Here is a 14,200-nt window from a genome sequence, read left to right on the forward strand (position 1 = left end):
GGTTAGTTTGCTATATTGTGAGACGTAAAGTTTCACTATAAGTGAATACGCCGCCAGGGCCGCGGCCGAAGGCATGCGCGAGGAGGTAAGGTGGAGCGAAAGGTGAGCATGGATTCGGCCTCCGAGGAAGGCACCGGCGGGACCCGCGGGCGCTCCAGCATCTCCGCGCCGGAGATCGCGGCCGCGCTGCCCCGCTTCGAGGATCATGCGCGGCAGGAGCGCAAGTTCACGACCTGCTACATGTGCGCCTGCCGCTGCGGCATCGAGGTCACGCTGGAGAACGGTCAGCCGCGGTACATCCGGGGCAACCCCAACCACCCGATCAACCGCGGCGTGCTCTGTGCCAAGGGCAACGCCGGGATCATGAAGCAGCTCTCCCCGGCGAAGCTGCGCAACCCGCTGATGCGCAAGCCCGGCAGCGAGCGCGGCAGCGGTGAGTTCGTGGAGGTCTCCTGGGAGGAGGCGCTGGATACGCTCACCGAGCGCCTGCGCGAGATCCGCGCCACCGATCCCAACCGGCTGGCCTACTTCACCGGTCGTGACCAGATGCAGGCGCTGACCGGGCTCTGGGCGCAGCAGTTCGGCACGCTGAACTGGGCCGCCCACGGCGGCTTCTGCTCGGTGAACATGGCCGCCGCCGGCCTCTACACCATCGGGCAGTCGTTCTGGGAGTTCGCCGACCCGGACTGGGACCGCACCCGCTATTTCCTGCTCTGGGGGGTGGCCGAGGATCACGCCTCCAACCCGATCAAGCTGGGCATTGAGAAGCTCAAGCGTCGCGGCGCCAAGTTCGTCGCCATCAACCCGGTGCGGACCGGCTACCAGGCGGTAGCGGACGAATGGGTGCCGATCCGCCCCGGTACCGACGCCATGCTGGCGCTTGCCATGTGCCACGTGCTGCTGGCCCGGGACCTGGTGGACTGGGAGTTCGTCGGCCGCTACACCAACGCCCCTTACCTGGTGATTCAGAATCCCGGACAGTCCGACGATGGCCTCATCGCCCGCGATGGCGATGGCAACCCGCTGGCGTGGGATCCGGAGCAGGGCGGGCCCGTGAACGGCGCCGAGGCGGGTGCGACCCGGGCGCTCTTCGGCGAGTACACCCTGCCGGACGGCCGTCGCACCAAGACGGCGATGACGCTGATCGCCGAGCGCTATCTGGATGAGCGCTACAGCCCCGAGCAGGCCGCCGAGGTCTGCGGCGTGCCGGCGGAGACCATCGAGCGCCTGGCCCTGGAGATGGGCCATGTGGCCTTCAACGAGACCGTGGAGATCCCCTGCGCCTGGACGGACTGGGCGGGCCGCGAGCATGACAGCTTCGTCGGCCGGCCGGTGTCCATGCACGCCATGCGCGGCATCTCCGCGCACTCCAACGGCTTCCAGAGCTGCCGGGCGATCCATCTGCTGCAGGTGCTGCTGGGGACCATCGACGTCCCGGGCGGCCATCGCGCCAAGCCGCCGTTCCCGCGGCCCACGCCGCCCGCGATCAAGCCGGCGAAGGAGACCGCACCCAACACGCCGCTCGCCGGTCCGCCGCTCGGCTTTCCAACCGCGCCGGAGGACCTGGTGGTGGATGCCGAGGGCCGGCCGCTGCGAATCGACAAGGCCTACTCATGGGAGGCCCCGCTCGCCAACCACGGCCTGATGCACATGGTCATCAACAATGCCGTCAACGGCGACCCGTACCCCATCGACACGCTCATCCTGTTCATGGCCAACATGGCCTGGAACTCGAGCATGAACGCGGGCAGCACCCGTGCGCTGCTGCAGGCGAAGGACGAGAACGGCGACTACAAGCTGCCGTTCCTGGTGGTGGTGGATGCCTTCCACTCGGAGACGGTGAATTTCGCCGACCTGGTGCTGCCGGACACCACCTACCTCGAGCGCTACGACTGCATCTCGCTGCTGGATCGCCCGATCTCCGAGCCGGACGGGCCCTGTGACGCGATCCGGGCACCGGTGATCGAGCCCGACCGCAACGTTCGGCCCTGGCAGGAGGTGATGGTGGAGCTCGCCGGCCGGCTGGGATTCCCGGCCTTCGTCGACGACGCCGGAGCGCCCAAGTACGACGGCTACAAGGACTTCATCGCCCGCTGGGAGAAGGCGCCCGGAGTGGGTTTCCTCGCCGGCTGGCGCGGCCGGGACGGCGACACCCATCTGCGCGGCGAGCCCAACCCGGACCAGTGGGAGCGCTACGTCGAGAACGAGGGCTTCTTCCAGTACCACCTGCCCGAGCACATGCGCTTCTACCGCTTCGCCAACCGGGACTATCTGGAGTGGGCGCGGGACGTGGGCTTCAATCCGAGTGCGGAGCCCATCGTCATGGAGCTCTACTCCGAGCCGCTGCAACGCTTCCGGCTGGCGGGGCAGGGCCTCTACGACGGCCCGCGCCCGAGTGACCCGGCGGACCGCGAGCGCCTGGTGCGCTACTTCGACCCGCTCCCCGGGCACTACCAGCCGCTGGAGCAGGCCCAGGTGGACGACGACAGCTTCCCGCTGCACGCCGTCACCCAGCGGCCCATGCACATGTACCACTCCTGGGACTCCCAGAACGCCTGGCTGCGCCAGATCACCGCCCAGAACTTCCTCTTCATGAACCGCCAGCGGGCGGTGCAGATGGGCATCGGCGACGGCGACTGGGTCTGGGTGGCCTCCCGCAACGGCCGCGTGCGCGCCCAGGTCCAGCTCATGGAGGGCTGTCAGGCGGACACGGTCTGGACCTGGAACGCCATCGGCAAGCAGGCGGGCAACTGGGGCCTGTCTCCGGACGCCCCGGAGGCGCGCCGGGGCTTTCTGCTCAACCATCTGATCTCCGAGCTGCTCCCGGAGCGCGAGCAGGCGCCGCGGCACAGCAACTCCGACCCGATTACCGGCCAGGCCGCCTGGTACGACCTGCGGGTGCGGGTCACCCCGGCGGGGCCGGAGGAGGAGGACACCTGGCCGCAGTTCGAGACCGCGCCGCCACTGCCCGGGCAGCCGCCGGCGCCGGAGCAGCTGCGCTATCACACCCACGAGCCGGTGCGCATCCATCGCACCCTCCGCGACATCCTGATGAGGAAGTAGCATGCGACTGGGCCTGGTCATCGACATGGACACCTGTGTGGGCTGTCACGCCTGCGCGGTGGCCTGCAAGCAGTGGAACAGCTCCGGAACCCTGGGGCCGCTGACCGATTACATGCCCTACGGCGAGGACCCAGCGGGTGTGGCCTTCAACCGCATCCGCAGTTACGAGGTGGGCGACTACCCCCACAACAAGACCGTCAACTTCCCGATGTCGTGCATGCACTGCGACACCGCGGAGTGCGTGACGGTCTGCCCGACGGGCGCCTCCTACAAGCGCGAGGAGGACGGCATCGTCCTGGTGGATCAGGACAAGTGCATGGGCTGCAACCTCTGCGCCTGGGCCTGCCCCTACGGCGCCCGGGAGCTGGACGAGGACTCCGGCACCATGAAGAAGTGCACCCTCTGCGTGGACCGCATCTACGACGAGGAGCTGCCGCCGGAGGAGCGCCAGCCCGCCTGCGTGCTCACCTGTCCGACCCATGCCCGGTTCTTCGGCGACTTCGACGACTCGGACTCCAAGGTCAGCCGTCTCGTGCGCGAGCGAGGCGGCCAGCAGTCCCTGCCGGAGCTCGGCTACAACCCGGTCAATCACTACCTGCCGCCGCGCAACAAGGCCCGGGCCGAGCAGGCCGAGGCGCCGGCCATGAGCCTGCAGGAACGGCTCAGGCAGTGGGTGGACAAGGCCGTCACCCGCTGACCGACGAAACCCCGTCGGCCGCGCCCTCGGGCTGCGGCCGACGCGCACTCCGGAGGAGCGAATGCATCCCGCGTTATCGGTGATTTTTTTCACGGTGGTGTCCGGCGCCGGCTTCGGGCTGGTCATGCTCGCCGCCCTCGCTGCCCTGATGCCCGCGCTGCTGCCGGTCAGCGAAGCGGAGCGGCTGGTGGCAGGCGTTCTCGGCACGGCGCTCGCGACCGCCGGGCTCATGGCCTCGACCCTCCATCTGGCGAATCCGAAGAACGCCTGGCGCGCGTTTTTCCGCTTCCGGACCTCCTGGCTGTCCCGGGAGGCCGTGTTCTCGGTGCTGTTCTACCCCTTTGCCGTGCTCTGGCTCGGTGGCGTGTGGTGGCTCGGCGGCCCGACCGCGCTCACCACGGCGGCGGCGCTGGCGGCCCTGGTGCTCGCCATCGCCACGGTCTTCGCCACCGGCATGATCTACGCCTCGCTGCGGGCGATCCCGAACTGGCACAGCCCCCTGGTGCCCATGAACTACCTGCTGCTCTCGCTGGCCTCCGGCGCGCTGCTCATGCTCGCGGTGCAGACGGTGATGCGCGGCGGTGCGGTCGGGCAGACGCTGGTGACGCTGACGCTGGCGCTGATTGCGGCGGCAGCGCTGGGCAAGGCGGTCTACTTCTACTGGATCGGCGCGCCGGCGGGCTCCTCGATCAACACCGCCACGGGCATGACCCGCGGCCAGGTGCGCCTGCTCCACACCGGGCAGAGCAGCGAGCAGACCTTCCTGGACAAGGAGTTCCGCTTCCAGGTGGCGGCGCGGCGCCTGCGCTGGCTGCGGCTCGCGGTTGCCGCCCTCGGCTTCGTGCTGCCCCTGGTGCTGGTGGCGAGCCTGCTGGGCGGCGGTAGCGGCTGGCTGGTGCTGCTGGCGGTGCCGGTCGCCCTGGCGGGGCTCGCCATCGAGCGCTGGCTGTTCTTCGCCGAGGCGCGGCACGTGGTGAACCTCTTCTACGGCGCGCAACGGGTGTGAGCGTGGCGCGGGCGACACGGCACGGGAGAGGGGGGCGATGAGCGCCGTGCAGCCGACCCCTGCCGAGCGGCTGCTGCCGTTCCTGCGCTGGCTGCCCATGGTGGGCCCGCGCACCCTGCGCGCCGACCTCATCGCCGGGGCCACGGGGGCGATCATCGTCCTGCCCCAGGGCGTGGCCTACGCCCTGATCGCCGGCCTGCCGCCGGAATACGGCCTGTATACGGCCATCGTCACGCCCATCGTGGCCGGGCTGTTCGGCTCGTCGTTGCATCTGGTCTCCGGGCCGACGGCGGCCATCTCCATCGTCGTCTTCAGCGTCGTCAGCGGGGTGGTGTCGCCGGAGAGCCCGCAGTTCATCCCCTACGTGCTCACCGTCACCTTCCTGGCGGGGCTGATCCAGTTCGCCCTCGGCGTCACCCGCATGGGGACGCTGGTCAACTTCATCTCCCACACCGTGGTGGTCGGGTTCACCACCGGCGCGGCGATCCTCATCGGCACCAGCCAGCTGCGGCATTTCACCGGCATCGAGGCGCCCACCGGTGAGTCGTTCCTGCACACCTGGCAGGCGCTGCTCGCCGGGTTGGGCGGCGCCAACGGCTACTCCATCGCCATCGGCACGGTGACGCTGCTGACCGCGCTGGGCCTGCGCGCCTGGAAGCCGCGCTGGCCCGGCATGCTCATCGCCATGGTGGTGGGCAGCCTCGCCTGCCTGGCCATCGGCGGCGGCGAGCGCGGAGTGCCGCTGGTGGGGGCGATGGCCGGCGGCCTGCCCGCGCCCAGCGTTCCGGAGCTCTCGCCGGATGTGGTCCGCGAGCTCGCCCCCGGGGCCCTCGCGGTGGCGATCATCGCGCTCATCGAGGCGGTGTCCATCGCCCGCGCCGTCGCCATCCGCTCGCACCAGCAGATCGACGGCAACCAGGAGTTCATCGGCCAGGGGCTGTCGAACATGGTCGGTAGCTTCTTCTCCTGCTACGCCGGCTCGGGCTCGTTCACGCGTACCGGCGCCAATTACGACGCCGGCGCGCAGACGCCGCTGGCGGCGGTGTTCGCCGCTATCATGCTGGCGCTGGTGCTGCTGCTTGCGCCGGGCGTCACCGCCTACCTGCCGCTGCCGGCGATGGCCGGCATCGTGCTGCTGATCGCCTGGAACCTCATCGACTTCCACCACATTCGCAAGATCATGCGGGCGAGCCGCCGGGAGACGGTGGTGCTCGCGGTGACCTTCGCGGCCACGCTGCTGCTGGAGCTCGAGTTCGCCATCTACGTGGGCGTGCTGCTGTCGCTGGTGCTCTATCTGCAGCGCACGGCCAAGCCGCGGCTGGTCGATCTCGCGCCCATGGCCGATCGTGCCGAGCGCCCGCTGCGCAACGCCGCCAAGCGCGACCTGCCCGAGTGTCCGCAGCTGCGCATCCTGCGGATCGACGGCTCGCTGTTCTTCGGCGCGGTGGACCACGTGCAGACGGCACTGAAGAACGACCCCGAGGGCGAGCGACCGCATGTGCTCATCATCGGCAATGCCATCAACTTCATCGACGTGGCGGGTGCCGAGATGCTGGTGGAGGAGGCCGAGCGCCTGCGCCATGCCGGCGGCGGGCTCTATCTCTGCGGCGTGAAGTCCCCGGCGCTGGAAACCATGCGCCGCGGCGGCTACCTGGACGCCATTGGCGAGGAGAACCTGTTCACCACGCCCGAGGACGCCATTCACGCGATTTTCCAGCGACTCGACGGCGAGGTCTGCCGCACCTGCCAGCGGCGGATCTTCCTCGAGTGCGCCAACGCCCCCGGCCCCGAGCCGGCCCCGGGCGGTACACAACCATAGCGGGGGAGAGGGACATGAAGATCTTCGAGCGACTGGAGGAGCGGGCGCGCGCCCGGCCCATGCGCATCGTCCTCTCCGAGGGCGAGGATGAGCGGGTCCTGCGCGGGGCGCGCATGGCGGTGGATGCCGGCGTGGCCCGGGTGACGGTGCTCGGGGATGCCGACGCCATCGCGCAGACCGCCGAGGAGGCCGGCGTCGACCCGCGCGGTATCGAGATCATCGATCCGGTCCGCAGCGAGCGGCGCGAGCGCTACGCGAGCGCGCTGCAGGAGCTGCGCCGGCACAAGGGGGTGAGCCTCGAGCAGGCGCGGGAGGCGGCGGGCCAGCCGCTGTACTTCGCCCCGCTCATGGTGCGCCTCGGCGATGCGGACGGCTGCGTCGGCGGCGCGGTGCAGTCCACGGCCGACACGGTGCGGGCGGCGCTGCAGATCATCGGTACGGCGGAGGGCGTGAAGCTCGTGTCGAGCTTCTTCCTGATGATGTTCTGCGAGCCCTACCACGAGCGCAAGGGCGGACTGATCTTCGCCGACTGCGGCCTGGTGGTGGATCCGGACGCCACCGAGCTCGCCCACATCGCCACCGCCTCCGCCGAGAGCGCCCGGGCGCTGCTCGACGAGGAGCCGCGGGTGGCCATGCTCTCGTTCTCCACGCACCACAGCGCCGATCATCCCCTCGCGGACAAGGTGGCCCGGGCCGCGGAGCACGTGCGCGAGCTGAACCCGGCGCTCAAGGTGGACGGCGAGCTGCAGCTCGACGCCTGCCTGGTGCCGGAGGTGGCCGAGCGCAAGGCGCCCGGTTCGGTGGTGGCCGGCAATGCCAACGTGCTGGTCTTCCCGAACCTGGATGCCGGCAACATCGGCTACAAGCTCACGGAGCGCCTCGGCCATGCCAAGGCCATCGGTCCGGTGCTGCAGGGACTGCGGCAGCCGGCCAACGATCTCTCCCGCGGCTGCGCCGCCGAGGATGTCTACCGCATGATCGTGGTGACGGTTATCCAGGCCCAGGCACAGGTCCAGGCCCAGGCCCGGCAGGCCTGATGCGAACGCGAGCCGGCGTCGCTGGTACCAGCGGCGCCGGCGCGCTGGTCCTGTGACGGCGGGCCGCATACGCGGTATCCCTGATTGACGAGTCGGCAGTGCCGACACACGGGAGGAGGGGATGCCGCAGCGTGAGGCCGGGGAGGTCGCTGCCGTGGGGGATCGGCAGGCGACGGCCACGGCAGAGTCGACACCGCGCCGGGACCTGTCGCCACGGGCGTTGCGCGTCCTGGGGGCGGGGCTCGGCGGGGGCATCGTCCTCGCGTTGTTGTCCGTCCTGGCCAGTGACGGGGCCGCGCCGGGCACGCCGCTTCGCCAGTCGCTGGCCATTGCCGGCAGCCTGCTGCTGCTGGTGCCGCTCGCGTTCTCGCTCGGCAAGCGCTCCGGGCGCTCGCGGCGCACCCCGGCCTGGTTCTCCGCCCATGTGCTGGCGAGCGCTCTGGGGGCCGTGCTCGTCACCGCCCATGCCGCCGCCGGCGACCTGCTCTCGCCGCCGGGCCTGGTCTGGCTCGCGCTGATGGGGCTGCTTGCCCAGGGGCTCGCCGCGCGGCTGCTGCTGTCGCGGCCGCTCTCGACCCTCTTCTCCTCCCGCCTCGGCAGCTTCCGCGAGGCCGAACCGGATCTTCGCGAGCGGCTGCGCGTGGTGATCCGGCGCAAGCAGACGCTGCTCGCAGCGCTGGACCCCGCCGCGGACGAGGCCCTGTTCTCGCCGAATCTCCGCCATGCCCTGCGCCATCCGTGGCTGACCTGGCGCTACGCCCGCCTCGCGGCCACGGAGGCGCGTCTGGTGGGCCGGGGTGAGGCCGGGCTGGTGCTCGCTTACTGGCGGCGCACGCACATAGCGCTGGCGCTGCTGTTCCTGCTCGGGCTGATCGGGCACGTGGTGCTCGTGCTGTTCTTCGCCGGTTACGTGGCCGGGGACGGCCCGGTGGACTGGTGGCACGTCGCCGCGTGGGGAGGGTGAGCGCATGCCGCGCCTGAACCTGATGATCGACCTGGAGCGCTGCATCGGCTGCAAGAGCTGCGAGGCGGCCTGCAAGCAGGTCAACGGCCTCGGGCCGCACGAGTACCGCACCCGCGTGCAATGGCTCGGCGACCCGGACGTGCCGGACCTCGACTTCCTGACTGTCACCTGCCAGCAGTGCGAGCGCCCGGCCTGCCTGCGGGCCTGCCCGGTCTCGCCGAAGGCGCTGGAGAAGGACCCGGACACAGGCGTCGTCAGCGTGGACGAGTCCCGCTGCACCGGCTGCGGCGAATGCGTCGCCGCCTGCCCCTATGGCGCCATGGGCTACGACCCGGTGGAACACCATGCGGTGAAGTGCGATCTCTGCGCGCCGCGGCGGGCCGAGGGCGGCGGGCCGGCCTGCGTCAGCGTCTGCCCCACCGAGGCGCTCAGCTTCGGGCGCCACGACGACCTGCTCGCCCGCGCCCGGGACGCCGGCCGCCACGTGCGCGACCACGACCACTTCCTGCAGGGGCCGGGGACGATCATCCTCGATCGCATGGGGCGCCCGGAGCATGGCCGGGACACCCTGGCCGGGCGCGTGGTGCCGAAGGCCCAGGACGACCCCGGCCGCCGCGGGGTGCTGGACGGTGCGGCCGTGGCGACGCCCTACCGCGTGCCCGCCGCGGAGCGCCGGGCGGATCGGATCGAGCGCGGCGGCTGCAACATCTGCTTCAACGGCTGCCCGGTGAAGTATCACCTGCGGGGCGACGAGGTCATCGGCATCCTCGGCAACGACGACGATCCGATCTTCGCCGGCCGGGTCTGCCCGAAGTCCCAGATGTCGCTGCAGATGTATGCGGGCAACCAGCGCCTGACCCGGCCGCTGAAGCGGGTGGGTGCCCGGGGCGAGGGCCGCTTCGAGCCCGTGAGCTGGGAGCACGCGCTGGACGACATCGCCGCGCGGCTGCGCGGCGTCCGCGAGCGCCATGGCCCGGAGGCGCTGGCCATCTTCCTCGGCACGCGCACCGGCGTCCTTACGATCATGGGCTATGCGCGGCTCTTCCAGCAGCTCTGGGGCACGCCGAACATGCTCACCACGCAGATCCTCTGCGACGAGGGCAAGGTGCAGGCGCTGGAGCGGGTCCAGGGCTCGACCAACCTCGCCAACATCTACACGCGCGAGGACATCGGCAGCGCCGATCTGCACGTGTACATCGGCGACAACCAGGCGGAGACGCGGCCGGTCAATTTCGGCCTGGTCAACGGCTGGCGGCTCGAGCGCGGCGCCCGCATGGTGGTGGTGGACCCGCGGCTCACCGCCACCGCCAGCAAGGCGGACCGCTGGCTCGCCATCCGCCCCGGAACCGACATGGCGCTGGGGCTCGCCCTCATCGGGCATCTGTTCACGAGCGGCCTGCATGACCAGGCCTTCTGCCGCGACTGGGTCCTCGGCTGGGAGCACTGGCGGGACTTCATCGCCGCCGAGGGCTACACCCCGGAGTGGGCGGCGCCGATCACCGGCCTGGCAGCGGCGGATATCCGCTGGCTCGCCGAAACCATTGCCGCGGCGGACGGCTGCATGCTCTACCTCAGCCGGGGCGTCAATCAGCACGCCAACTCGACCCAGTGCAACCGGGTGTTCATGTTCCTCGCCGCGATCACCGGCAACTGGGGCCGCCCCGGCGGCGGCTTTTCCAACGTCGCCTCGGAGCCGGACTGGGGCCCGCTGCCGGTACCGGAGACGCGGCGCAAGGTGCCGGAGCGGGGACCGGTGGGTCCGAGCGTCACCGACTGGGCGAACGCGGCGCTGCAGGCGGAGCCTTATCCGCTGCGGGCGCTCATCACCGGCAACAATCCCGTGGGCCAGTGGCCGGACAGCGAACGCACGCAGCAGGCCCTCGCGGCCATGGACCTGGTGGTGCACATCGAGCTCTTCCGCAACGCCACCTCCGAGTGGGCGGACTACGTGCTGCCGGCGGCGAGCGGCATCGAGAAGGGCGGCGTCAGCCGGCTCGCCGAAGACCGGCGCATCGTCTGGAACGACCGCATGATCCCGCCGCCGGGCGAGGCGCGCTCCGATCACTGGATCTGGGTCGAGCTCGGCCGGCGGCTTGGCTTCGGTGACGTGCTCGAGGAGCGCTACAAGGACCCTGCGGTGTTCTGGGACGAGGTCTTCCGCCAGGCGACGCCGGACCTGCGCGGGGTCACCGTCGAGCGGCTGCGTGAGCAGCCGGGCCGCTGGCTGCGCACGCCGCTGCGGGAGGAGGGTGCACCGGAGGCGGGCACGCTCTACCTGGAAGGCACGGCCTTCCCGGGGGATCCCGAGGGCCGGCGTTTTCCCACCCCGAGCGGCCGCCTCGAGTTCTGGAGCGAAGCCCAGGAACAGGCCTTCGCGGCACGCGGGCTATCGGCGCTGCCGTTCTTCTACGGTGACGCCGAGCAGGGCAGCCCGATGCCCTGGTTCGCCGCAGAGGGCGCCGGTGGGGTCGGCGGCCTGCGGCGGAGTGCGCGCCATCCGGGTGCCGCCGACGCCGCTGCAGGTTTCGACACCGAGCTCGTGACCGGCCGCCCCCCCGCGCCGCAGTTCCACTCCTGGACCCACTACTTCTGGCAGGCCCAGGAGATGTGGCCCGATCTCTACTGCCAGCTGCATCCGGACAAGGCGAGCGCCATCGGCGTTGGCGACGGCGACCGGGTCCGGCTCGAGACGCCCGATGGCGGCAGCCTCGAGGCCCGCGCCTGGGTGACGCGGGGTATCCGCCCGGAGAGCGTGTTCGTGCCCATCGGCTGGGGGGAAGGCCAGCCCTGGCACCCCTGGGGATCGGTGAACCGCCTGACCCGCGGACATGGCGACCCGTTCTCCGGCCAGCCCAACCTCAAGCTGCACCGCTGCCGGGTGCGGCGGGCGTAGGCGGCGCGGCTCAGAACAGCAGCAGCACCAACGACAGTCCGATCAGCGCCAGCAGGGCGACGCGGCGGAATCGTGCCTCGTCGATGCGATGGAAGATGAGCGAGCCGATGCCCACGCCGACGAGGAAGAAGGGCGCCAGGGTGAGCGCCAGCATTCCCATGGATAGCGAGAATACCCCGGTGTACGCAAGATAGCCGAGGGTGACCGACGAGATGAAAATGATGAACAGCGTCAGGTGGGCGCGGGTGGTGACCACCGGGTCCGGCCCCGAGAGCAGGTAGAGGATGACCGGTGGGCCGCCGACACTGGTCGCACCGGTGAGCACGCCACTCACGGCGCCGACGGCGAGCCCGGCGAGCGCGTGTGGGCGGCCGTGGTAGCGGAAACCCTGGAGCATGAGCAGGGAGAACCCGAGCACCATGGCCGCGATCAGCTTGCGGGTGAGATCGGGGTCCAGGCTTGCCAGCGCGGTGGCGCCCAGCGGTACCGTGGCAGCGGCGGCGACCAGGATGGGGGCGAGTCGGCGCGGCCGGGCGAAGCGCAGGGCCGCCGGCAGCATGCTGGCGGCGGCGACACTCTCCAGCAGCAGGCTCGTGACCACCGCCTGCGCCGGCGTCACGATCAGCGACAGCGGCGCAGTGAGCACGATGGCGCCGCCGAAACCGGTCACCCCTCGGGTGAGGCCGGCCAGCAGGGCCAGCGCCCCGGCGAGCGCGAAGATCATCGGGCTCACCGTTTACTCACCGGCATGCAGCGCCCATGCACGGCGGCAGGCGCGGGTCTGACCGGCGGTACGGGCGAGTGTTCGGCAGGGCATCCCGGCTATTCGTGATCGTTATTCGAGACGATTACTATACCATTTCGAGAATAGGCGGTCGGCTATCAGCGGTGGTCGTGGCCAGGGTCGTCGAAGGTGATCGCCAGGCGTTCAGCCGCCTCCCGCAGCGCAGCAACGTGGGGGCGCGCCTCCTCCACCGTCAGCCGCGCCTCCGGCGCGGAAATCGCCACGCCGGCGACGACACGCCCACTCGGTCCGCGCACGGGCACCGCCAGGCACACCACGCCGGACATGAACTCGCAGTTGTCGAAGGAGACGCCGTCGGCGCGGATGCGCTCGAGGTCGGCCTCAAGATCCTCGCGTCGGGTGCGGGTATTCTCCGTGTAGCGGGTGAGCGGCAGGGTAGTGAGATACTTGTCCCGCTGGCGCTCGGACATGAAGCTCAGGAACATCTTGCCGAGCGCCGTGCAGTGGATGGGCACGCGGCTGCCGACGTCGAAGCGCAGGCCCAGTGGCCACTTGGTCTCGACACGGTCGACGTAGACCACCTGCCCCGAGGCCATGACCCCCAGATTCGCTGTTTCCCCGGTCTGCTCCGCCAGCGCATGGAGGATATTGTGCCGCGGCCCGCGTTGGGCGGCGGAGGCCAGCACGTCCAGCGCCAGGGCCACGAGCCGGTCGCCCTCGACCAGCCGGCTGCTGCCGGGCTCGCGCTTCAGGTAGCCGAGCTCGCGCAGGCTGTTGACGACGCGGTGGGCCGTGGGCTTGGCGAGCCCCAGCAGCGCGGCCAGCTCTGCGGTGGTGGAGGGGATCGGCTGGCGGACGGTGGCCTCGATGATGTCCAGCGCCTTGGTCAGCGAGCCGGAGCGCTCGCCGTTGGCTTCCGCTGCCTGGATCTTTGGGCTGCGCATGCTGCGACCTCGTAACGGGCACCTGCGCCGGGTGCCGGAGCGTGACGGATTCCGTATGCCGCGAGTGTAACGCACGCGTCACGGCCATGGCCGTTAAAACATTCAGCGCTGAATTTATCGATTTTTATTCCTTCTGTGCATGTTCCCGGGCGCGGTAGCGTGACTGACCACGGATCCCAGGCGGCATAAGGGAGCAGGCCATGACGGTGATTTCCTGGCAGACAGGGCTGTCCGGCGAGGTGCTGGCCCGGGCGAACGCGCGACTAGAGGCGAGGTCGGCGGAGGAGCGGGTGGCCTGGGCGCTGGAGCGCTTCGGTGACCGCATCGTGCTGGCGTCGAGCTTCGGCATCCAGGCGGCACTGATGCTGCACCTGGTCAGCCGGCAGCGGCCGGACATCCCCGTGGTGCTGGTGGACACGGGCTATCTGTTCGCCGAGACGTACCGCTTCGCCGACGCGCTGACCGAGCGGCTCGGCCTCAATCTACAGGTCTACCGCCCCGCGCTCAGCGCCGCCTGGCAGGAGGCTCGCGATGGCCGGCTCTGGGAACGGGGCCTCGAGGGCATCGAGCGCTACAACCGGCTGCGCAAGGTCGAGCCGATGCAGCGGGCGCTGCGGGAGCTGCGGGCGCAGGCTTGGTTCAGCGGCCTGCGGCGCGCACAGTCCGCCACCCGCGAGCGCCTCGGCGTGCTTGCCGAGCAGGGCGGGCGGATCAAGGTGCATCCCGTGGTCGACTGGAGCGACCGCGACGTCCACCGCTACCTGCAGGCCCACGATCTGCCTTACCACCCGCTGCGGGAGCAGGGCTACGTCTCGGTGGGCGACTGGCACACCACCCGCCGGCTGGCCGACGGCATGCGCCCGGAGGATACGCGGTTCTTCGGCCTCAAGCGGGAGTGCGGTCTGCACGAGGCGGGCTGAGGTTGGCGCTCTCTGGTGACGGGTGACGGGTCACGCGTCACCCGTCACCCGTTGCGTATCCCGCGTATACTCGCGCCCCGATGGCAACGGGCCCGCTGCCGGGCCCTGGGCG

The 14,200-nt window shown here is 70.6% G+C and carries 10 protein-coding genes; 8 read left to right on the forward strand and 2 right to left on the reverse strand.

All coding sequences use genetic code 11. From position 1 onward, the window contains the following. The first annotated feature begins 240 nt into the window (after positions 1 to 240). The 7 genes from LMH63_RS05675 to LMH63_RS05705 all read left to right on the forward strand — a co-directional run bounded on the left by LMH63_RS05675 (position 241) and on the right by LMH63_RS05705 (position 11,479). On the forward strand, positions 241 to 3,063 hold the full coding sequence (locus LMH63_RS05675) for a molybdopterin oxidoreductase family protein (RefSeq protein WP_229332780.1): 2,823 nt from the start codon (positions 241 to 243) through the stop codon (positions 3,061 to 3,063). A gap of 1 nt (position 3,064) precedes the next feature. Continuing rightward, complete coding sequence (locus tag LMH63_RS05680) at positions 3,065 to 3,760, forward strand: 4Fe-4S dicluster domain-containing protein (protein WP_109676604.1); 696 nt, start codon at positions 3,065 to 3,067, stop codon at positions 3,758 to 3,760. A 61-nt stretch (positions 3,761 to 3,821) separates the two neighbouring features. Beyond that, on the forward strand, positions 3,822 to 4,766 hold the full coding sequence (locus tag LMH63_RS05685; RefSeq protein ID WP_109676602.1) for a dimethyl sulfoxide reductase anchor subunit family protein: 945 nt from the start codon (positions 3,822 to 3,824) through the stop codon (positions 4,764 to 4,766). Positions 4,767 to 4,803: 37 nt separating this feature from the next. Further along, positions 4,804 to 6,585: a SulP family inorganic anion transporter gene (locus LMH63_RS05690; RefSeq protein ID WP_109676600.1), complete on the forward strand. Its 1,782-nt coding sequence runs from the start codon at positions 4,804 to 4,806 to the stop codon at positions 6,583 to 6,585. Positions 6,586 to 6,599: 14 nt separating this feature from the next. Further along, on the forward strand, positions 6,600 to 7,622 hold the full coding sequence (gene pta / locus LMH63_RS05695) for a phosphate acetyltransferase (protein WP_109676598.1): 1,023 nt from the start codon (positions 6,600 to 6,602) through the stop codon (positions 7,620 to 7,622). A 121-nt stretch (positions 7,623 to 7,743) separates the two neighbouring features. Next, the gene (locus LMH63_RS05700; protein WP_109676596.1) at positions 7,744 to 8,586 is read left to right on the forward strand and encodes a hypothetical protein; all 843 of its coding nucleotides are present in this window, start codon (positions 7,744 to 7,746) and stop codon (positions 8,584 to 8,586) included. A gap of 4 nt (positions 8,587 to 8,590) precedes the next feature. After that, positions 8,591 to 11,479, forward strand: a complete 2,889-nt coding sequence (locus LMH63_RS05705) for a molybdopterin-dependent oxidoreductase (RefSeq protein ID WP_109676594.1) — start codon at positions 8,591 to 8,593, stop codon at positions 11,477 to 11,479. Between the two features lie 10 nt (positions 11,480 to 11,489). Here the strand turns inward: LMH63_RS05705 and LMH63_RS05710 are convergent, their stop codons facing one another. Both LMH63_RS05710 and LMH63_RS05715 read right to left on the reverse strand, forming a co-directional pair. After that, the gene (locus LMH63_RS05710) at positions 11,490 to 12,203 is read right to left on the reverse strand and encodes a sulfite exporter TauE/SafE family protein (protein ID WP_109676592.1); all 714 of its coding nucleotides are present in this window, start codon (positions 12,201 to 12,203) and stop codon (positions 11,490 to 11,492) included. 158 nt (positions 12,204 to 12,361) lie between these two features. Continuing rightward, the gene (locus LMH63_RS05715) at positions 12,362 to 13,168 is read right to left on the reverse strand and encodes an IclR family transcriptional regulator (protein WP_109676590.1); all 807 of its coding nucleotides are present in this window, start codon (positions 13,166 to 13,168) and stop codon (positions 12,362 to 12,364) included. Positions 13,169 to 13,368: 200 nt separating this feature from the next. Between LMH63_RS05715 and LMH63_RS05720 the strand changes: the two genes are divergently transcribed. Beyond that, entirely contained in the window at positions 13,369 to 14,088 is a 720-nt protein-coding gene (locus LMH63_RS05720) for a phosphoadenylyl-sulfate reductase (protein ID WP_109676588.1), read from the forward strand. The last annotated feature ends 112 nt before the right edge of the window (positions 14,089 to 14,200 follow it).

Origin of the sequence: Spiribacter halobius, from assembly GCF_020883455.1 — a bacterium.
In the GTDB taxonomy this organism is placed as follows: domain Bacteria; phylum Pseudomonadota; class Gammaproteobacteria; order Nitrococcales; family Nitrococcaceae; genus Sediminicurvatus; species Sediminicurvatus halobius.